Below are 20,890 nucleotides of genomic sequence, written 5' to 3' on the forward strand. Positions count from 1 at the left end.
TATCAGCCTACTCCTGGAGATTTTCCGGCGCTCGCATTGCTTGTTTTTTCACTTCTCAGACCCCAGATTTATTGTCAAGTACAATTTATACCAAATTAGATGAGCTTACCCTGCTCCCCCCACTCACGCAACCATCTCACAATCTCCGCAGAAAACTCTTTTCTACTTCTACTAACCGCATCAATACAAACGTGTCTAGTAATTGCCTTAGCGACTATCTTATCAGCGACAACAAACTGATAAGCAACTTCAAATGTCTCGCTACTCAAATACTTACACATTAACTTAATAAATATCTCGTCCCCGCAAAACATCGGACGAAAAAAATCTACACTAGCATGAACAATAGGAATAGCAACAGACGAATTACTAAAGAACACCTTAAGATTAATACCAGATGCCGCCAAAGACTGCTCATAAGCTTCGTGGCACATTGCTAAAACATTAGCAAAGTAAACAACGCCAGCCGCATCAGTATCTTGAAAACGAATTGTGCGAGTGTAATTAAATGTCATTTATCGATTTGATTACCATGTACTAATAATATTTTCTAATTCCTCAACATTTAGACAATCCATAGCAAATGCCTTAGAAAGCAGATTTTGAGGAATAAATTCATCATATTTTTGCAATTTTAAAGGTTCCTCAGCAGCAACTAAATCATGCGATGAAATCCTTTGATTGCCAAAAGAAAGGATTTCATCACAAAGTTCTTGAGATTGGCTTTTACCTAACTTAACTGTTAGATAATAAGGAGCCTTACCTCCTATACGTTTAATATCCAGCGACTCTCGGCAAAAGAAATTCAAAAACCTTTCCAAAGTGCGGTACGTGACAGTACCCATCCAAGGAAAAATGCAGCAAGTATTACCTTCTATTGAAACTATATTATTTCTTTGCAATCCAGCACTTTTAGCTAGTTCTCGAACTGTATTCAAGCGTTTTTTAGCATTGTTTTTTAAATAGATATATTGAGTATCTTCAAAAAGAACCTGTCGCATCCGTTGCAGAACTTTCGTATGAATATTGCTACTGCCACCATACCAAGAAATACTAGACTGACCCTTAACTTGTTTTACAAAAACATTTCTTGATTTTAAACAAACATCTATAACTTCCCAAGTTCTGCCTGCTAAGGCAAACAAATTACCAACAGGGGGAGCCATAACAATACTGCCAATTGCCATAGAGTCGTCCCTGACGACATACTCAATAGTGTCTGAGAATACAGCATAAAAATGAAAATTTTTGACAATTTTCTCCCCTGCCATACCAATAATTAATTCTCCCTGTTCAGTCTGCTGAATATGCTCAATTTCAATCAAGTGATGCAGCAACTGCCGGAAATCATCTTTGGATATAGCAGCAAAGGGTGGTAAGGATAAAACTTGCTGAGCAAGAGCCGCGGGTGAGAGTTCACCCATCGCCATCAAAATGCTCATTGTTTGGTGATAAAGAAGGCTTAACGGGTATTTAACAGGCTGGATTGGCTCAATCCAACGTTCTTCCAAGTAAAGTTGAATAATAGCTATAGATTGCAACAGTTGCCAGGGAATTTGTTTCGGAAGTGATTCCTCACCTGATGGCTCATCTTCCGCACAAACAAACCGCATATCTGCTGCACTACCTCGCCTTCCCGAACGTCCCAACCTCTGCAAGAAACTAGACACAGAAAGAGGTGCTTCTAACTGAATTACCCGCTGTAATTGACCTATATCAATCCCTAATTCAAGGGTGACTGTTGCAGCAGTAACAGATGCGGTTTTTTTATCACGCATCGCGTCCTCAGCAGCTTCCCTTAAAGAGGCAGAAATACTGCCATGATGGACGTGATAAATATCTGGTAATCCTTCAGATTCGGCAATTTGTCGTAGGTTAGCGATAACCGATTCTGTATCAGAGCGGTTATTAGCGAAAATTAAACACTTTCGGGATTTGGTGTTTTCAAAAATATGCTTATAGTAAGGATTAATAAATGATTCATCAGCATTATCTGAAATATAAAAATGTTCCAAAGCTAAGTTGACTTTCCGTTGTCCACCATCGATATCAGGAGTAATGACTGGAGTTTCGGTTCCTGAACGAAGCCAATCTTCAGCTATGGAATAATCGCCAAGCGTCGCAGATAAACCAATCCGACGCGGCGTTTTTTTTACAAATGTTGATAGGCGGGCTAACTGGCAAAGAATTTGGCAACCGCGTTCGGAACCCATAAAGGCATGGATTTCATCAATGATGATAAAGCGCAAATCTCCGAATAGACGAACTAGCTCTTTATTTTTATTAATTAACAAGCTTTCTAAAGATTCTGGAGTAATTTGCAGAACGCCTTTAGGATCTCTTATTAGCAGTTCCTTACGACTTGAGGAGACATCGCCGTGCCAGTGCCAAACAGGAATATCGGCTTCTTTTAATATGTCATTTAGACGCTCAAATTGGTCGTTAATTAGCGCTTTAATAGGACTGATGTAGAGTGCGCCGATAGTTGTGGATGGATTCTGATGTAGTAAGGTAAGAACTGGCAGAAAGGCAGCTTCTGTTTTTCCCGAAGCTGTTCCCGCGGCAAGCAATAGGTGAACATCTGTGTCAAAAATTACCCGACTAGCTTCTATTTGAACGTGCCTTAATTCCGTCCAATCGTGAGTGTAGATATATTCTTGAATAAATGGCGCTAACCTATCAAAAGGCTGTTTACTCATAAGCTATATTTGACTTTTAGTTTCTGCTCTCTTGTTTCTCTTCACTTCGCATCCTATAGCGAAGAGAGCGCATGGCTACGCTAATGCGTCTAAGCGCTAACGTACAGGCTCCGCCAATGCGGTTCATTCCTCTTAACTCATAAAGTAAATTCTGCAAATTCGTTATCCCCATCCACATCTGAATTTTTGCTTGGCGGAGTGGGTTTAAAATTGTCCCCGCGAATCAGTTCATTAAAAGAAATGTCTGGATTTTGTTGCATTATGTTTAAGATACTGATGAAATCGCGGACAACTTCGCGGGGGGTCAAAAATTTTTCAGCACCTAAACGATTGACAACCTCTTGCATAAATTCTTGCAATTCGCTGGGTTTAAGAGTTTTATTATAGTTGTAATGGGCAGCATGAACATCAACCAATCTATACAAAAGTTCCGATATATTTTGGGAAGTTAATGTTTCTAGCTGGATGACTGGTGCTGAGATATCCTTATGACCGTTTTTAACACGACTGCTTAAACGCGATCGCAAGGCTTCATCACTATACAACCCCCGGCGTTTGTCTTCCACAAATTCTGGCGTACCACCCAGGTAAATCCCTAAATTTTCTGCTCTCCCCTGCATCGTGTCGTTGAACATTGCCAGCAGCTTGTCGTAATTTTTCTGACGGGAAGCTGTATGAGTAATCTTGTATAAATGTACAGCCTCATCCAGCAAAATTAAAAGTCCTTTGTAACCGATGTCAGAAATAAACTTAGCAAATAATTTTAGGTAATCATACCATGTTTCATCATCAATAATGACGCGCACACCCAGCGCTGATTTTGCCTCAGTTTTAGTACCAAATTCTCCCCGCAACCACCTCAGTGCAGCTTCTTTTTTATCATCATCATCCAAGCGATAGCCGCGCCAATAAGCGATGATAACATTGGCAAAGTCAAACCCATGAACTAAGCCTTCTACGTCCTTAACTACTTCCCTAATTCTCGTTTCTACTAAATCGTCAAAACCGCTGTCATTGGGACGCATATCGTTATCTTGCGCGACTTGGTTTTGAATCCCATTAATCCAGCCTTCTAAAATTGGTGTTAAAGCACCACCTTCAGGACGAATTTTTGTAGAAAAATTCTGCATTAATTCTCGATAAGTTGCTACACCTTTACCGTCAGTTCCTGTTAGCCTGCGTTCTGGAGATAAGTCAGCATCAGCTACCACAAAACCTTTCTCCATAGCGTAGTTGCGAATCAGTTGCAGCATAAAGCTTTTACCTGAACCGTAGCGTCCCACTATGAAGCGAAATGCTGCACTACCTTCGCCAATATTATCCAGATCCTGTAAAACAGCTTTAACTTCTTTTTCTCTACCTACAGCAATATATTCCAGACCAATTCTAGGCACAACTCCTGCACCAACTGAACTGATTAAGGCATTAGATATTCTTTTGGTAATTTTAAGTTTTGTCATGGATTTAACATGAGTTGATGGGTAATTATTTACCATCCTCTGTAGAGTGGGCATTGCCCACCATAACACCATTGGAGGGCATTGCCTACAAAATTATATTTTTAACTTTTGTTAAATATTCCTGTGCGATCGCTGGCGGAACCGACACCGATCCAGGCTCTATAATCAGATCACCAATTGTATCCATAGCAAGCTCATTTATACCATCAATTAAGAGTTGGGGCATTGTGATATTTTCTTCGGCAATTTTTTTTATTGTTCCACCTGGATTATTTTGCTCTAAAATTGCTTTGAGTATTTGAATATCATCATCACTAAGTCTTGCTTTGAACTCAGCCCATTCTGAAGGTATTTCCTCTAGTTTAGTTTTTGTTTCGCGAAAAGACGTTTTCTGACGCGACTTTTCCTTTGGCTGTTTTATTTCGTAAATTTGGAACTGTAATTGCCTAAGCTCTAATTGTAAAGATAGCAAAGATTGATTTAGCTCAGCTTTCTGCATCTCAAAAGTCTGAATTTGAGTTTGCAAGTTTTCGGCTTCTGATTGTAAGGGACGTTTTTGCTTTTTTAAGTTGGTTATCTCCTGCTCTAAGACGCTCTTTTCCTTCTGATTTTCTGTGAATTGAGCTTGCATTTTGCTGAGATCGGAGCGTAGAGAACTCAAACTTAATTCTGTTTTTTGTTTTTCTGATGTTACAGCCAGCAGGGATTGATTAAGTTCAGTTTTTTGCGTTTCCAGAACTTGAACTTGAGTTTGGAGAATAAAACCTTGGTCTTCTAACTGGTGCCTGTAGGCTCCTAGATTGGCTATCTCCCGATTCAGCACATCCCTTTGGTTATGTCTTTCGGTAACTTGGAGATTTAGTTGATTGAGACTGGATTGCAAATAATAAAGATGCTCCTCTAAATCTTGTCTTTCTCCATCTATAGCTTGAATTTCGTTTAGGAGAAAATTCTTTTTCTTCCTTTGTTTATTTTCTACAACTAAAGTTCCCGCATAAGTAGCAGGTACAGTAATTACCCCTGTAAGCAGCGCTTTTCCGAAGTCTCGGTTAGCAACAAGTCCAATAAAAAAGCTTACACTGAAGGCAACTGACGAGAGTAAAATTCGATTACTTAGCTTTGTCGATCGCATATTGCTTGTTGGCTCCAGTCAGCAGTTCCCAACTTTTCACATTATTATGTGTTTACGTTTAAATCGGCTTTGAGAAAGTCAATAAATTGTCGTGCTGTGCGCCCAGAACGCCCGTTGTGACGAGTTGCCCACTGGAGGGCGCGATATTCTAAATCTTCCTCGCTGAGGGGAATTTCCGCTTGGGCTGCAAGATGTCGGATAATGTTTAAATAGGTGTTCTGATCCGCTGGTTCAAAGGTTAAAGTAAGACCAAAGCGATCGCTAAACGAAAGTTTTTCCTGCACCGTATCCCAAGCATGGATTTCTTCATTGTCTCGCGTGAGCGGGCGATCAGCAAAAAATTCTCGAATCAAGTGGCGGCGATTGGAAGTCGCATATACCACCACATTTTGCGATCGCGCAGTTAAATTACCCTCCAACACAACTTTAAGCGCTTTGAAAGCGTCGTCATCTTCCTCAAAGGAGAGATCGTCAACAAAAATAACGAATTTCTGAGGAACACCCCGCAGCTGCTCCACAATTTCTGACAAATCTCTCAAGTCAGATTTAGCCACTTCCACAAGGCGCAAATTTCCAGTACCCGACTCATTTAACAACCCCTTCACCAAAGAAGATTTGCCACTGCCACGACTGCCATACAGCAAAACGTGCAAGGCTGGATAACCAGCAAGTAAAAATTTTGTATTCTTCAGCAACGCTTCTCGCTGAGACTCGTAGCCGACTAATTCCGTAAGCTTTACAGGATCGGGATGCCTAATTCCCACCAGTTGCCCCGATTGCCAGCGAAAAGCCCGATACTCAGCAAACAGTCCCGTGCCGTAGTCGTGGTAATGAGTTGCCAGATATTCCAGCGCCTCTGCCCAATTTTCTAAAATTTGGAATTTATCCCGGATGGGCAACTCATGAATCGCCCCTACTATCCCATCCTGCTGCTGGTTCCAGGCAACGGGAGCAGCAGGCAGCTTAGCGGCAGCTTGCACCCACCTACTCAACTGGTCGCTACTGCAATTGTAGAGGCTCTGCAAGGCTTGTAAATCATGCTGGGCAGCTGCTACCAGAGCTGGAGACAGTAAAGATGCCTGCTGGACTTGCCTGGTAAAAGGATTATCGGTTCTGAGGATTTGCGTAATCAGGTAGTTTTCCCAGCTTTGATTTTTGGCGGCTAAAGCTTGAAACCAACTACCGTAAGCTTGCAGGCAAACCAGTCCATCGGTGTCGCCATCGCATAAGGCTTGCAGCAGATTCAGGAAAGCCGAACCCACTTCACCCGCAAGAACGGATTTATAGAGTAACAGGGACGCAGCTTGGCGTTGCAGGAATTTGATTGAAGCGATCGCTTGAGTATCCATCAATTACCAGAGTGATCTACCGAGAGCTATGGTAAATTGTCTGCCGACCCTAAAAATAGGTTTCAACTAATGAATTTGGGAATTATCAGCGCGATCGCATACGGCATCTTAGCAATTATTGGCGGTATTATTGGCTACTCTCAAGCGCAAAGTAAAGTTTCATTAATTTCTGGTATTGTCAGCGGTGTACTACTCATTCTCGGCGGAGTGATGCAATTACAGGGACAAGCTTGGGGGCTGATTTTAGCAACCGTTGTCACCGCTGTTCTAGTAATTGTCTTTGCCGTCCGCTTGGCGAAAACTCGCAAGTTTATGCCTGCGGGGTTGATGAGTGTCTTAGGTTTGGTAACGCTTGCAGTGATGATTCAGCAACTGGTTGTCAGAGTATAGCGGCGCTTCTAGCTTTCTGGATCTATCCCAAGCAGTCGTGCCTGCTTCATTGGCACGGCCTCCAAAATTAACACCCTTCATTCTTAAATCAGCTAAGCCATCAAAAAACTCAAATAATCCGGCAAAATTTCAATTTAGTAGCGACGGCAGGGAACACTAACCTTAGCGAAGCTTTTGCCCACATAGTCGCTTAAGGAGCTACCCATGAGTACCGTCAAAATTCAAGCTACTGAATATCCTATTCAGAAAGTATTTAGCAATGATTTCGTTTTTACCATTCCCCTGTACCAGCGTCCCTATGCCTGGACTACTGAGCAAGCTGGAGAATTGCTTCAAGACCTAATTGTATCCTTGGGTGACGGTAACGAGCCAATTGATGATATAAATCCCTACTTCCTGGGCAGCATTGTACTAATAAAGGCAGATAAACCAGACGCTCAAGTTGTTGATGGTCAACAACGTCTGTCAACGCTAACTATACTACTTTCAGCTCTGCGGACGTTAGTACAACCAAAATATGCCAATGCCTTAACTAAGTTGCTCTATGAAGAAAGCGACCCAATCCTTGGCCACCCTAACCGATACCGTTTGACCTTGGCAAAGCGAGATGCAGAGTTTTTCAAGGAATACATTCAGGATGAAGGCGGTATTAGCAAGCTGGACTCCTCAGATGCGCTTTCAGATAGTCGTAAAAATATTAAAGAAAACGCGCTGTTATTCCTGAAAAAGTTAGAGGGACTTTCCGAATCTCAGCGGGTTCGGCTCGTGCAATTCATTATTACAAGATGTTTTCTGGTAGTAGTTTCAACACCAGACTTAGAATCTGCATATCGGATATTTTCTGTGCTGAACGGTCGGGGTCTAGACCTATCACTTCCCGATATTTTAAAAGCCGAGATTATCGGGCAAATTCCTGATGATCAAAAGGAAGCATACACTTGCAAATGGGAAGATATACAAGAGAAACTAGGTCGGGAGACGTTTGAAGACCTTTTTTCATACATTCGCATGATTGATCGTAAGGCAAAACTCACTGGTAGCATCCTCAAGGAATACCGCGAACATATTAAACCGTGGAATAATTCTCAAAAGTTTATCAAGACAACTTTATGCCCTTTAGCTGATGCTTTCTACGAAATTAAGAAGACAAGCTATGTAAGCGATAAACACGCCGAAGAAGTAAATAAACTGTTTAAGCAGTTAAATGATATCGATAATTCTGACTGGATACCTCCAGCTATTCTCTATCTCTCTCGTAACCGCAGCCATCCTGAGCGATTGGTGAAATTCTTTACTGAATTAGAACGTCTTGCGGCTGGTTTGATGATTAAACGGGCAAATATTAACGAACGAATTGAACGGTATCGTCGCTTGTTAACTGCCATTGAGCATGAGGAAGATTTATATACACCCGATTCACCCCTCCAAATTACATCAGAAGAAAAGAATGATATTCTCAAAATGTTGGATGGCGACCTCTACCAGACTCAAAAAATTCGTTTATTTGTATTGCTGCGTCTAGATGCGGCTCTGTCAGAAGGTGAAGCCTCATACAACTTTCCCACCATTACTGTCGAGCATATATTACCGCAAAATCCTGCCCATGATAGTCTGTGGATGAAGTCCTTTACAAGCTTGGAAGAACGCGAAAAATATGTGCATCGTTTAGGAAATCTGGCTTTACTCTCTTGTTATAAAAACAGTGAAGCGCAAAACTATGACTTTGATGTGAAAAAGCAAAAGTATTTCACCACTAAAAAAGGTGTTTCTCCTTTTGCGCTAACAACTCAAGTGCTAATGGAACAGGAATGGACACCCGAAGTCATTGAGGCGCGGCAGAAAAAGCTGATCGGCGTTCTCAAGAAAGTCTGGTGCTTAGAGTAGTAGGCTAACGCCAAGGCGATCGCTTCCTCATTTTCTCTAGTCCAGAGCGCGATCGCTCCTACCGTTTCTGAAGTTTAGATGTGCCTAAACTATCTGCCGAAGTGGAATCTCAATAATAAACTCTGCTCCCCTACCGGGTGCTGAGAAACATTGCAATTGACCGTTGTGCTTTTCTACAACAATCTGGTAGCTAATTGCCAAACCCAGTCCGGTGCCTTTGCCAATGGCTTTGGTAGTAAAAAAGGGATTAAATAGCTGTTGTCTCACCGCCTCTGTCATTCCAGAGCCATTATCCGCAATTTTGATAACGACGCGATCGCAGTCTAGTACCTCAGTGCGAATTTTGATCCAGCTGGGATTTGCCTTAATTTCTGAGAGCGATCGCTGTTTGTTATACTCATCCAACGCATCAATGGCATTAGCGAGCAGATTCATGAACACTTGATTGAGCTGTCCTGCGTAGCACTCGACTTTAGGTAATTGACCGTACTCCTTAATCATCTGAATGTTAGGATGATCCGGTTTTGCTTTCAGGCGGTTATGCAGAATCATTAAGGTACTATCAATTCCTTCATGAATATCAACCGCCTTCATTTCAGCTTCGTCAATTCGCGAGAAATTCCGCAAGCTAAGCACAATCTCCCGGATGCGATCTGCCCCCACCTTCATTGATGACAACAGGTTAGGAAAATCTTCCATCATAAAATCCAGGTCAATTGCTTCTATCTCTTCCTGAATTTCTGGCGTTGAATTAGGATACTGCTGATGATAGAGCCGCAAGAGATTTAATAAATCTTGGGTGTATTCTCTGACATGGGTGAGATTCCCAAAGATAAAGTTAACTGGGTTATTAATTTCGTGAGCAATCCCTGCAACCAATTGTCCTAAACTGGACATTTTTTCGCTTTGGATTAGTTGACCTTGAGTACGTTGAAGTTCTTGAAGAGTATGTTCTAGCTGCTGATTTTTTTCTTTTAACTGAACTTCTTTCTCCCGACGGGCTTCCTCAGCTTGTTTGCGAGCGGTAATATCCATCACGGTGACACCAATACCCATCGGCTTGCCGTCTTTTCCAGGTATGGGAAATTGAGAAGTCAACCAGTGCATCAGGACGCCTGGATTGCTAGGTAATTCACCGCACCCCTCAATGTTGAGAATCGCTTCGCCTGTCGTCAGTACTTTGCGTAACGTCGATTCAATCTCTTGTGCAACGTCGGGCAATACTTCAGCCAGGGATCTTCCTAAATGTTCTTCTACAGACACGCCATTGATCTGTGCTAACGCTTCGTTGATTTGCAGATACCGCATCTCGTCGTCAAGAATAGAGAGTCCGATCGGCGCAACGCTAATAAATGAGTTCAAAAGCTGCTCGCGCCGCGCTAATTCTTTTTCCAACGCCTTGCGATCGCTAATGTCTCGCGACATCCCAATCAAACCGATAACGTTTCCTTGGGGATCGCGGTAGATATTTTTTGTTGAGAGATACGTTACCGCGATGTCATTGATATAGACGATTTCCTCTAACGTCTGAGTTGTCCCAGAAGCCATAATTCTGCGGTCAGTCTCCATAAGTTGAGGGGCAACCTCAGGTGGAAATACCTCGGAGTCATCCTTCCCAATCATCTCCTCTACAGACTTGCCAAGTAGGCTGGCACCAATGGAGTTGATCATCAAATAGCGACCCTGAAGATCCTTGATAAAAATGATATCAGTCGTTCCTTCAATGACTGCCTGTAAGAGGCTATAGCTTACCTGGAGCGCGTCCTCTGTTTGCTGGCGTTCGGCAATTTGCTGGTGTAATTGCTCGTTCAGTTGACTCAGCTCGATCGTGCGCTCCTTAACTCTATCTTCTAGCTCTTGATTTAGCTGTTTTAGTGCTGCTTCTGCTCGCTGGCGCTGGGTGTCAACAGCATTTAGGAATTTGGCATTCCACCAGATTAGAAAGCCAAAAATAACTACGTTAAAGACGCCAAAAAGAGCCAGCCCAGCTTCGCTGTCATAAATCTGAGATTGGTAGCCCCATAAAATGAACCAGCCCAAGGCTGAGGGAATGCCAATCGCGGCTGGGGACATCCGCCGCGCCATCAATCCGCCTGCTTTGTCGCTTGTAACAACTGTCATCAGTCCTCGATCTGGACAAGCAAACAGGATGCCGCTAGAAAGCAGGATAAATGCGATCGCTGTGTGCAACGCCACACCCGTGTTGTAACTCTTGCCGTACAAGGAGGTGATGCCGTAGATATAGCCCAAAAGGCCCAGGAAACCAATCAAGAATCCGCCTAAGCTAATGCAATGAGCCGGACGGTACATCCTTTTTGATAACAGCAAAAGGGCAGAGCCAAGCATGAAAAAGCTCAGGGCGCTATTGGGAGACATTCGCCCTGGTGCAGAAGTGCCAACAGCGCCGGCTGGGTCTTTAAACAGCAGTTCATCAATCCCTATATTCCATCCAAACCCATACTCAATTAGTGTCAATAGACCGATTAAAATGACGATGATTGCCAACATTTGAGAAAGGTCAAACGAAGACTTTCTCCGCTTATCTTTTGCATGTTGTCTTCTGTCTTCCGCGTCGTGCCACAAACACAAAGACAAGCCACTCAGAATAAAGGCTATGCTTGTGTTAGCTTTCATGCTTACCAGCCCTGGCAAAATGCTTTTAAGGACTGTAATATCTAATATCCAGCCCAATAAAACAACACAGCCAATTAGGGTGGCAATAATACCGGCTTTTCTGGAGTAGGATTGTAGAAACGCGGCGAATTCAGTCTTTTCAGTCATAAGATGCGAACTTTAATGAATATTAGTAACTTAATACTTTTTGTTAATTAATATAAAAAGCGCTTTCGGATTTTGCTACAAATGGGTTGTATAGATTAGCTAATTTATTTAGCTAAAAAAGCTATTTTTGCGTCAATAAAGACTGAAGTATAAACTTAATAAAAATAAACATACGATGTTTCTATTTATTATAAAACCGTATTTATATTGACGATTTATCTGTTTTTAGCCAAAAACTAAGTAAATTTACAGACAAATACCTTGGACTCTCGGAAAAAGAACAATTCAGCGATCGCTTTTATATTTATCGCGAGGACGGTAGCGAATAGGGAAGCCGATAAACCAGCCAAGCCAAGCAATCTTGAAAAGATTTAATAAATTCTTTTGCGTTCGCCCCTTAATTAGGTGGGAAGGCAAGAAATCGCATCTCTACGCTATGCTGGAAGCGCCAGTTAAGCCTGAGTTGACAGAATGCACTGGATATTATCTGGGCCATTAAGTGTAGAAAATGTGAAAGTAGCGATCGCAAGTTTGCCGACATCTTTGCACAAAACAAAACTAGTGCAACTGTCAGATTTGCACTACGATGGCCTGCGGCTGTCCGATGAACTGTTAGCACAAGCAATTGCAGCCAGCAATCAACTTGAACCAGACCTGGTTTTATTGACAGGCGACTACGTAACCGACGATCCAACCCCGATTCATAAGTTAGTGCGATCGCTAAAACACCTGGAAAGTCGTTTTGGTGTCTATGCCGTACTCGGCAACCACGATAATTATTACCGCCATTCAAAACAAGAGGTGCAAAATGCCCTGACTAACATCGGCATTCGCGTCCTTGAGAACGAAATCGCTTATCCACTGGGAAAAGCATTACCTATAGTCGGACTCGCTGATTTTTGGTCGCCGGAATTTAACCCCGCACCCGTGATGAATCAACTCGACCCGAATACACCCCGCATCGTCTTATCTCATAATCCAGATACCGCCGAAATTCTGCAACAATGGCGGGTTGATTTGCAACTCTCAGGTCATACTCACGGCGGCCAAGTGGTGATTCCAGGGTTTGGCCCGGCGGCAGGATTGCTGCAACACTTGCGCGACATTATTCCCCAACCGATGCAGCCCTTGGTGCCTTTTATGAAGGAATGTAATAAAGTCGTGCAGCATTGGGAATGGGCTTCTGGATGGCATCAGGTGGGAAAAAACCAGATGTATGTAAATCGCGGATTGGGAACCTATTTTCCGGGACGATTGTTTTGTCCGCCAGAAGTTACGGCGATTACTCTGGTAAGTCAGTAGGCTCACATCTTGCACCAAGCCCTCAGAATGGAATTCTGGGGTATTGCATTCCAAGTCCACCTGCCTTGGCTAATCAAAAATCAAGGTGTAACCTGCTCTCGTCAGGTTTGGTTTGTATAGCTGCGCTTTTAACCGCCTAGTGCAAGATGTCTGTAGGACTGAGTTCCTCGGCGAAGAAGTGCTGAGTATCTTTTAACTCGGCACTGTTCTACTTAAAAATAGTTGTTAGTTGTTAGATAAAGAATCTATGTTCTCCTTCATTCGGTCAGATTTATCTGGGCTACGCGCCTATACACCGCACCCAGGTGGGACATCAGGGAGTCCAGTTGCCTCAGACATTCCTATCGACCGCCTGGATACCAATGAATGCCCGTTTGATTTGCCCAAGGAGTTAAAAGAAAAGCTGGCTTGGACTTATCAGCAGCTGATTGAGACAAATCGCTATCCTGATGGTAGTCATGCTGAACTGAAGGACGCGATCGCGCAATACGTCAATGAATCGATTTCCCCTGTATTAACCCAGGGGGAGGCAGGTGAAAGTTTAATTAGCCCAGCTAATATTTCTCTAGGCAACGGTTCAGATGAACTAATTCGTTCTCTGTTGATTGCCACCTGTTTAGGAGGAGAAGGGTCGATTTTGGTAGCTGATCCCACCTTCTCTATGTACGGCATTCTCGCTAAAACGCTGGGCATCCCTGTAGTCACTGTGGGGCGTAAGCAAGCAAATTTTGAAATTGACCTGACCGCCGCCCAAAAAGCTATTAAACAAACCTCCAATCCGCCAATCCGGGTGGTGTTCGTGGTTCATCCCAACTCCCCTACTGCTAACGCCCTAACCGCTGCTGAGTTGGAATGGCTGCGGAGTTTGCCAGAGGAGATTCTGGTAGTAATTGACGAAGCTTATTTTGAATTTAGCCAGACAACTGTTGTCGGAGAATTACAGCAGCGTCCGAACTGGGTGGTGTTGCGGACATTTTCCAAAGCCTTTCGACTGGCAGCTTTAAGAATGGGTTACGCGATCGCACATCCGGAAATTATCCTCGCCCTGGAAAAAGTCCGTCTCCCTTACAACCTCCCCAGCTTCACCCAAGCTGCTGCATTGCTGGCCGTTTCCCATCGCCAAGTGCTACTCGGTTGCATTCCCGAAATTCTCACCGAACGCGAAAAGTTACTCGACTTTCTCAAACAGCAACCAAACTTACAAATTTGGCACAGCGACTCTAACTTTATTTACCTGCGTACCCCTACAGATGAAGCCCTTACCAACTTAGCCCACCAACTCAAACACCTGGGAACGTTGGTGCGGCACACTGGCGGCGGCATCCGTCTTACGGTAGGTAGTGAACAAGAAAATCAGCGATCACGCCAACATCTTCTAGCAGCCTTAAAAACTATTTCTTAAGGGGGAAGAATTAAAAATTAAAAAGGTAACTTTTAATTTTTAATTCTCAATCATCGATCTCACGCGCCCTGCTGATAGTGTCTGGCAAAACACCTACCAAAAGCGCCAAAGCATCGTCAGGTATTTGGGCAATTGTCTCCGTACCAAAAAACTGCTTAAACTGCTCAATTATCTTCTGCGCTCGTTGCAGAGGCACCGGATTATCCGTTATTTGTCTAGTAAGTCGAATCCACTGCCGCCGAATCAAATAAGCATTTTGTCGTTCCTGGGCAGATTCAGGACTCACCAACGACAAATTGCCGACTGGCAGCACCTGCTTACAATCCACATCAAACAAGCCACCCACAGCCGATCCAGGCCCTGCAAACTCTGCATGGTAGCTCTTATAAAGGATCAAGCCATTCCGACGGCGACTATTGACGATTAACAGATGTTTATTACGCATCTGAGTGAGAATCTCAGAATTTTCCTCGTCAGGGTTCGGGGTTGCGTTTGTCATTTCATTAGAGAGACGATCGCGAATAACACCGGTAGGGCTTTGATTAGCATCAGCTTTGTATATAGCAGCCTGGTAGCTCTGTTCGTTTGTCCTATCCATGTCAACTTTTACTGATAGATTTTTCCGGTAAAAATATATCCGAATTGGAAGCACATAAACTTGCTTCAATTCTGTGATTTCTGGATGGAGGGAGCGCTTAAGAGTCAGTTAGACATCTTTTATATAAATAATAGTTACATTAACAAAACATTTGGCATCAGTAAGTATAAGTCACCAATCTGTAATCTCGCAGTTTTATTGTATGGCATATGGCCCAACGTCAGGAAATACAAAAGTAAGTAGCACCTTACAGCCATCAGCAAAGTAGGGACACGGCAATGCCGTGTCCCTACGCATTAAAGGGATGAAAATTGTTTTCCAATCTTACGCTTTTTTCACGAGTTGTGGTTTTGGAGTTTAGGAATCAAGTGTTTGTGCAAAAACAGCCTTGGGGGACGCATAAACAGCAAGTCGCTCCAGCTGGGATCAACCTTGTGCAGTTCATATCCCGCCTTCAGATAAAGCTGCCTAGCTTGATGATTGTTTTCCAGAACGTGGAGGTAGATATCTTCAAAACCCCACTCTAGAGCTATTCGCTCGCAGTAGCGCAGCAATTGCAGCGCTGCGCCGCGCCGCCGACAGGACTTGTAGACAGCCAAATTGGAGATATAAGGATATTGAGAACCCCAAGGTTGCCAGGAAGAGGGACGGAGCGCCATTTCTACAGTGCCTACCACAGAATCGTCAGCGTGTTCAAACTCTGAGGGTTGGGAGTAGATGCGATCGCTATTTCCCTGATTAGTGCCGCCAGAGACAGGCTCAAGAGCGACTAAACAAATGTAATTCTCAGGAGCCGAGCGCAGCCGATTCCGCAAATCTTCATAAATTCCTAATCGAAAAAGAGGATAGAACCAGTTCCAAATCCCATTGCGCGGGTGAAAGCTATCCGCCAGGATCTCAGTCAGACCTGTCAGATCGCTTTGGCGGGCCGTCCGGATAATAAAGTGAGAGGCAATTTTGGGTTGTACGTCTTTTTCGGGTTGGCGGTGCAAAACTAAAGGAAAGCAGTGGTGAGGAGCTAGCCCAGTTGGATCTCTAGCAGGTTTCATCGTAGATCATTTTGTACAAATTTTCGCGGTTCAATATTGGTCATCAGAGGTAAATAGCCCTCCTTGAGCGTAGCTTTTTTCGCCGCCATTCCCGCTTTTGGCAACGACTAAATGCCAAAAGCCGCCCATCCCTTAAGCTTTACCTATTTCAATAAGAGTTTTTTTTGGCAACCACCTGCCCTACCGAAACGTCTTGACTTTCAAGAGCAGCTTTTATTCCAGCAAGGATACTATTGTACAAGGAGTGCATTGACCCCGTGGAGTATAGGCAGCGTCATAGACTAGGCAGAGTAGGCTTATATCCGGAGCAGCAGCGTTCTTGGAGGTATTCCGCTAATAGCCTGTTGTCTGACAATTTGGTGTCGGGATAATGAAAGTGTGGGTTAAACCAGTTATAACTGAGATTCCCGCACAAAAATTAAAGAAACTGATCTAGAGCGAGTATCTTAAATAGAAAGCAAGTGAGAAGTGCATTTTCTCCCCTAAAAATAATTAAATTAATTGAGCGGGACACCTTAGTTGCCAGTTGGCTGACGACAGAGAACAGCTATTGCCCTACCACAACAAGCATCGGTGTTAGAGAAGCGACTTTTCAAAATCTAGCGACTAAGGGCATATACGCTAGTGTCGCCTACGCCCAATATAATATCGGGGAGCATAAGGTAGCATTAGGGTGTTTTTCTCAGAACAGCCGAGGACGCGGCAAAAGTGAAACTAAAAACTTAAGATCAATTGGGGTGCATCGCCTAGCTTGGCCACAGCTTCCGGAGGCGGAAACAGTCATATGGGGATAGTAGCTTTATATATCTATAATTCGTCTTCCTCTTACGTCCGTAAGCCATCTTGATCCCTGGAAGAATCTGTGCATGAGGATACTATTTTTAAACCGCATGGGCGTATGTACGAGCTACGCGCTACAACAGCAGGAGAGCGGGGCATGAAATCCCAAGGCAGCAAAAAGCCGAAAATTCTGGTTGTCGATGACGAACCAGACAACCTCGACCTGCTTTACCGAACATTCCATCGAGACTATAAGGTACTCAGGGCAGACAACGGCCCAGCTGCCCTGGAAATTTTGGCATCCGAGGGAGATGTTGCGGTGATCATCTCGGATCAGCGTATGCCTTTAATGAGCGGTACTGAGTTTTTGAGCCTCACTGCTACTCAGTACCCAGACATTATCCGAATTATTTTGACAGGTTACACCGATGTCGAAGACTTGGTGGAAGCCATCAACGCTGGTAAGGTCTTCAAATACGTCACAAAACCTTGGGACGCTGCCGAGCTAAAAGCACTGGTGCAGCAGGCAATGGATACCCACAACGTCCTGAAAGTTCGCACTGAGGAACTTTGCCGGACGCTGCGCCGAGAATCGCTGCTGAATACAGTCACCAATACAATTCGCAATGCCCAGTACCGAGGCGGGGGTGGTTCGCCCCTGCGGCAAGTCCTCCAGACGATTGTAGAAACAGTCGGTCATATGTTGGAGGTGAGTGTTTGTATTCTGCGTCCCTTCCAAGAAGACCAGATGGCAGATGAAGGGTTTATTTATCAAAGGCAAGAGGCGAACGGCAAACGGCGATTATCAGGACTGTTGACTTCTGGATTAAAACCTGAGGCACAAGGCAAAAGTGAGGATTTAGGAGCTAGGACGCTGGAAGAATACGCCAGTGCGTCCTCCGTCCTCATACCTGCGTCCTTTTCTTCTCTAGATTCACATAGAGAGCAGCAAGACGAAGACACCGACTCAGGTCTAGGTCAGTTGGTGTGGGAAACGCAGGATGTGGAAGTGATTAATGATGTTGAAACTGATGAGCGATTAAGCGCTCATACCCCGGAAATCAGGCAACGGCTTGAGGCTATGCGAAAGCAGGACATTCACTCTAGCCTGGTGGTGCCGCTGTATTGCCAATTGGAATTGATGGCAGTGATGGCACTACATCAGTGTGGGGAGCCGCGTGCATGGCAGGATGATGAAATTCAGCTGGTGGTAATGGTGGCGGATCAAGCCGCTTTAGCTCTTTCTCAGGCGCGCGCTTATGAGCAAGTTTCCTATTTGGCACGTCGAGAGGCGCTTGTCAATACCATTACCACGGCTATCCGCTCCAGTCTTGACCCACAGGATATTTTTGCGGCGATTACTCAACAGCTGGGACAAGCTTTGCAGGTAGATGGCTGTGCTTTGTCTCTTTGGAGGGAGGAAGATGAGTTTGTCCAGTGCGTGGGCTTGTATGACGGAACAGAGATCCGAGTCATGGACGACGCTATGGGCGCGGAGTCGGTTATCGAACTTCAAAAGCCAGAATTTTTAACTTATAATTCAAGGCTTTTCACAGGCGCTGCCTCGACAAATCAAAACTCAAAACATGAAGCTAAGAATTCTCAATTACCGCAGTCAGTGGTACCCATTGCTGGTAATCCGGTTTTGCAGCAACTACTCTCTACGCAACAACCAGTGGTAATTGACGATTTGGGTCAACAACCAGAAATGAATGGGTTTGATCTGCCTTTGCGGAGTCCGGCGCGGGCGCTGTTGGTGGTGCCGTTACTCTCGGATGGTCGGATTATTGGCAGTATTACGCTGCGCCAAACGCACAAATCGAGACGGTGGCACGCATCGGAGATTGAATTAGCTCAAGCTGTGGCAGCACAGGCAGCGATCGCAGTTCAACAGTCCCGACTCTACCAAAAAACCAGGCAACAAGCAGAGCGATTATTGGAATTAGACCGTCAGAAAACCGAATTTTTCCAAAACGTTTCTCACGAGTTCCGGACACCTCTAACTCTGATGCTGGGGCCCTTGGAGTCAGCTGTCAACCAGCATCAAGATTTACCTTACGAACAAGCTGCGATCGCTCTCCGCAACTCCCGCCGCCTGCTGCGACTGGTAAATCAACTGCTGGACATCCAAAGACTTGATGCCGGAAAGATGCAGGCTAGTTTCCGCCCCTGTAACTTGGTGGAATTTGTCGAGACAATTGTCGAAGCCTTTCGCCCCTACTGCGAGAAAAAAGGCTTGAATCTGCTTACCTACACCAGTCCCTGTCTTCCGGTTTACTTAGATTTGGAAAGATTTGACAAGGTACTTTACAACCTTCTGTCCAACGCCATGAAATTTACTCCCGTGGGCGGTACAATTACCGTCACGGTTGAATCTGCTGGGGATCACGTCCGAGTACAGATTGCAGACACTGGCATTGGCATTCGCCCAGAGCAAATCCCCCATCTTTTTGAACGATTTCGGCAGGCGGAAGGGTCAGTTAACCGATCCTACGAAGGCAGTGGTTTAGGTTTAGCGCTGGTGAAAGAACTGGTGGAACTGCACGGCGGTCAAATTTCCATAGGCTCAGTCTACACAGAAGGCAGCACCTTTACTGTTTGGTTGCAAACTGGTACAGCTCACCTACCGTTAGATCAAGTATTGGAAGTGCCAACCGAAGTGCAGTTCAATCGGGCTGCGGTAGAATTAGCCGACCTGGAGATAGAAGAAGAAGCTCTTGAGAGTGAGGAGTTAATAGTTAACGCTGAGGAGTTAAAAGAATCTTCAACTCCTAACTCATCACTCCTAACTCATCACTCCTCCCACATCTCCTCTATTTTGGTGGTGGACGACAATCCGGATCTGCGAACCTATGTATCTCGCATTCTGCTAAATGAAGGCTATCAAGTCTGGACAGCACGCAACGGGGACGAAGGATTCACCATAACGAGAAATCGTCGTCCTGACCTGATTGTGACGGATTTGATGATGCCTTTGGTGTCGGGTCTGGATATGATTCGGATGATCCGCGAACAGGAGGAATTGAAGGGGACACCGATTATCTTGCTCACCGCTAAAGTGGACGAGGAAACTCGAATTGAAGGCACCAGTAGAGGGGCAGATGCCTATCTAGCCAAGCCGTTTAATGACCGGGAATTGTTATCCTCGGTACGGAATTTACTGGCTCTTAAGGAAAACGAGCGCCGGGTTTTGGAGCTAAATAGTTACTTAACAGAGTCGGTATTGAAGCGCTTTTTACCACCATCAATGGTGCAGAAGGCGGCGAGAGGGGAATTAAAGCTGGATTTGAGTCCGGAACCCAAATTGATTACCGTTTTGTTTAGTGACATTGTGGGCTTTACTCAGCTGGCAAACAACTTGCGATCGCGCAAGGTGGCAGAATTGCTCAATGAGTATCTGGAAGCTATGACCAAAGCTGTATTTGATAACGGCGGCACAGTAGATAAGTTTGTCGGAGATGCCGTGTTAGCTTTGTTTGGAGCGCCAGAGGAACTAACACCCAACGAACAGGTACGACGAGCGATCGCATCTGCACGACAAATGCACGCCTCTCTAGAGCTACTTAACCAAAAATGGATCGAAGATGGTCTGGTTGGCACTAACGGACGCAACCCTGTACAGTTTCGCTGCGGCATCCACCAGGGAACCGCAGTGGTAGGAATGTTTGGCGGTGCCGAACGATCCGACTACACTGCTGTTGGCCCTAGTGTTAATATCGCCTCTCGTCTTCAAGAAGCAGCCCAACCCAATAGCATCCTGGTTTCTGCCGCCGTTGCTGATTACCTGGACGAAGATGAAATGACCAAGCAAAGTCCACTCACCCTCAAAGGCATTGATGAAACTGTTCTCAGCTTTGCCGTGAATCCGCAAAAAAGTCCTGAAGCTTAGAGTGGTCAGTGTTAAGTTAGGAGTCAAAAGTTAGGAGGCGAGGAATTAGAAGTTTTTCTCGTTCCCAGCTGAACTTGGGAATGCGATCGCCTCACATTCTCTGTGATTTTTCTCTGTTGCGGAGGCTTGCTCCTCCCTTCAGGCGTTCCTAGCGGGATCGCAGGGTAATAATTGT

At 44.6% G+C, this 20,890-nt stretch carries 14 protein-coding genes; 6 read left to right on the top strand and 8 right to left on the bottom strand.

Features of this window, described 5'->3' with window-relative positions; translation table 11 throughout:
- Nucleotides 1-95 precede the first annotated feature (95 nt).
- The 5 genes from H6F66_RS16925 to H6F66_RS16945 form a co-directional block, all read right to left on the bottom strand.
- Entirely contained in the window at nt 96-515 is a 420-nt protein-coding gene (locus H6F66_RS16925) for a thioesterase family protein (RefSeq protein WP_190423418.1), read from the bottom strand.
- A 12-nt stretch (nt 516-527) separates the two neighbouring features.
- Entirely contained in the window at nt 528-2,699 is a 2,172-nt protein-coding gene (locus H6F66_RS16930; RefSeq protein WP_190423421.1) for a DEAD/DEAH box helicase, read from the bottom strand.
- A gap of 137 nt (nt 2,700-2,836) precedes the next feature.
- Nucleotides 2,837-4,159, bottom strand: a complete 1,323-nt coding sequence (locus tag H6F66_RS16935; RefSeq protein WP_190423422.1) for an ATP-binding protein — start codon at nt 4,157-4,159, stop codon at nt 2,837-2,839.
- An 85-nt stretch (nt 4,160-4,244) separates the two neighbouring features.
- The gene (locus tag H6F66_RS16940) at nt 4,245-5,291 is read right to left on the bottom strand and encodes a tellurite resistance TerB C-terminal domain-containing protein (RefSeq protein WP_190423424.1); all 1,047 of its coding nucleotides are present in this window, start codon (nt 5,289-5,291) and stop codon (nt 4,245-4,247) included.
- A 44-nt stretch (nt 5,292-5,335) separates the two neighbouring features.
- Complete coding sequence (locus tag H6F66_RS16945; RefSeq protein ID WP_190423462.1) at nt 5,336-6,640, bottom strand: ATP-binding protein; 1,305 nt, start codon at nt 6,638-6,640, stop codon at nt 5,336-5,338.
- A 69-nt stretch (nt 6,641-6,709) separates the two neighbouring features.
- Here H6F66_RS16945 and H6F66_RS16950 point away from each other — a divergent pair, with 69 nt between their 5' ends.
- Complete coding sequence (locus H6F66_RS16950; protein ID WP_190423426.1) at nt 6,710-7,030, top strand: TMEM14 family protein; 321 nt, start codon at nt 6,710-6,712, stop codon at nt 7,028-7,030.
- Nucleotides 7,031-7,234: 204 nt separating this feature from the next.
- Entirely contained in the window at nt 7,235-8,914 is a 1,680-nt protein-coding gene (locus tag H6F66_RS16955) for a DUF262 domain-containing protein (RefSeq protein ID WP_190423428.1), read from the top strand.
- An 84-nt stretch (nt 8,915-8,998) separates the two neighbouring features.
- Here H6F66_RS16955 and H6F66_RS16960 read toward each other — a convergent pair whose 3' ends face one another.
- Nucleotides 8,999-11,695 (bottom strand): PAS domain-containing protein, encoded by a 2,697-nt coding sequence (locus H6F66_RS16960; protein WP_190423431.1) that lies wholly within the window; start codon nt 11,693-11,695, stop codon nt 8,999-9,001.
- Between the two features lie 471 nt (nt 11,696-12,166).
- On the opposite strand from H6F66_RS16960, the gene H6F66_RS16965 reads away from it, so the two are divergent.
- Complete coding sequence (locus H6F66_RS16965; protein WP_190423433.1) at nt 12,167-12,997, top strand: metallophosphoesterase; 831 nt, start codon at nt 12,167-12,169, stop codon at nt 12,995-12,997.
- Nucleotides 12,998-13,244: 247 nt separating this feature from the next.
- Nucleotides 13,245-14,399, top strand: a complete 1,155-nt coding sequence (locus H6F66_RS16970; protein WP_190423436.1) for a histidinol-phosphate transaminase — start codon at nt 13,245-13,247, stop codon at nt 14,397-14,399.
- A gap of 46 nt (nt 14,400-14,445) precedes the next feature.
- On the opposite strand, the gene H6F66_RS16975 is transcribed toward H6F66_RS16970, so the two are convergent.
- Together H6F66_RS16975 and H6F66_RS16980 are read right to left on the bottom strand one after the other, a co-directional pair.
- Nucleotides 14,446-14,997, bottom strand: coding sequence for a hypothetical protein (locus tag H6F66_RS16975; RefSeq protein WP_190423437.1), 552 nt, complete (start codon nt 14,995-14,997; stop codon nt 14,446-14,448).
- 335 nt (nt 14,998-15,332) lie between these two features.
- Nucleotides 15,333-16,046: a GNAT family N-acetyltransferase gene (locus H6F66_RS16980; RefSeq protein WP_190423439.1), complete on the bottom strand. Its 714-nt coding sequence runs from the start codon at nt 16,044-16,046 to the stop codon at nt 15,333-15,335.
- 461 nt (nt 16,047-16,507) lie between these two features.
- Here H6F66_RS16980 and H6F66_RS16985 point away from each other — a divergent pair, with 461 nt between their 5' ends.
- Together H6F66_RS16985 and H6F66_RS16990 are read left to right on the top strand one after the other, a co-directional pair.
- Entirely contained in the window at nt 16,508-16,840 is a 333-nt protein-coding gene (locus H6F66_RS16985; RefSeq protein ID WP_190423441.1) for a hypothetical protein, read from the top strand.
- 143 nt (nt 16,841-16,983) lie between these two features.
- On the top strand, nt 16,984-20,715 hold the full coding sequence (locus H6F66_RS16990) for a response regulator (protein WP_190423443.1): 3,732 nt from the start codon (nt 16,984-16,986) through the stop codon (nt 20,713-20,715).
- Nucleotides 20,716-20,890 lie beyond the last annotated feature (175 nt).

Origin of the sequence: Trichocoleus sp. FACHB-6, from assembly GCF_014695815.1 — a bacterium.
Classification (GTDB): Bacteria; Cyanobacteriota; Cyanobacteriia; order Cyanobacteriales; family FACHB-T130; genus Funiculus; species Funiculus sociatus.

Excerpts from the sequence above, each read along its gene's own strand:
- H6F66_RS16945 (WP_190423462.1), bottom strand. The coding sequence starts at position 6,640 with ATGGATACTCAAGCGATCGCTTCAATCAAATTCCTGCAACGCCAAGCT.
- H6F66_RS16975 (WP_190423437.1), bottom strand. The coding sequence starts at position 14,997 with ATGGATAGGACAAACGAACAGAGCTACCAGGCTGCTATATACAAAGCT.
- H6F66_RS16960 (WP_190423431.1), bottom strand. The coding sequence starts at position 11,695 with ATGACTGAAAAGACTGAATTCGCCGCGTTTCTACAATCCTACTCCAGA.
- H6F66_RS16955 (WP_190423428.1), top strand. The coding sequence starts at position 7,235 with ATGAGTACCGTCAAAATTCAAGCTACTGAATATCCTATTCAGAAAGTA.
- H6F66_RS16940 (WP_190423424.1), bottom strand. The coding sequence starts at position 5,291 with ATGCGATCGACAAAGCTAAGTAATCGAATTTTACTCTCGTCAGTTGCC.
- H6F66_RS16965 (WP_190423433.1), top strand. The coding sequence starts at position 12,167 with ATGCACTGGATATTATCTGGGCCATTAAGTGTAGAAAATGTGAAAGTA.
- H6F66_RS16990 (WP_190423443.1), top strand. The coding sequence starts at position 16,984 with ATGAAATCCCAAGGCAGCAAAAAGCCGAAAATTCTGGTTGTCGATGAC.
- H6F66_RS16980 (WP_190423439.1), bottom strand. The coding sequence starts at position 16,046 with ATGAAACCTGCTAGAGATCCAACTGGGCTAGCTCCTCACCACTGCTTT.
- H6F66_RS16925 (WP_190423418.1), bottom strand. The coding sequence starts at position 515 with ATGACATTTAATTACACTCGCACAATTCGTTTTCAAGATACTGATGCG.
- H6F66_RS16970 (WP_190423436.1), top strand. The coding sequence starts at position 13,245 with ATGTTCTCCTTCATTCGGTCAGATTTATCTGGGCTACGCGCCTATACA.
- H6F66_RS16930 (WP_190423421.1), bottom strand. The coding sequence starts at position 2,699 with ATGAGTAAACAGCCTTTTGATAGGTTAGCGCCATTTATTCAAGAATAT.
- H6F66_RS16950 (WP_190423426.1), top strand. The coding sequence starts at position 6,710 with ATGAATTTGGGAATTATCAGCGCGATCGCATACGGCATCTTAGCAATT.
- H6F66_RS16935 (WP_190423422.1), bottom strand. The coding sequence starts at position 4,159 with ATGACAAAACTTAAAATTACCAAAAGAATATCTAATGCCTTAATCAGT.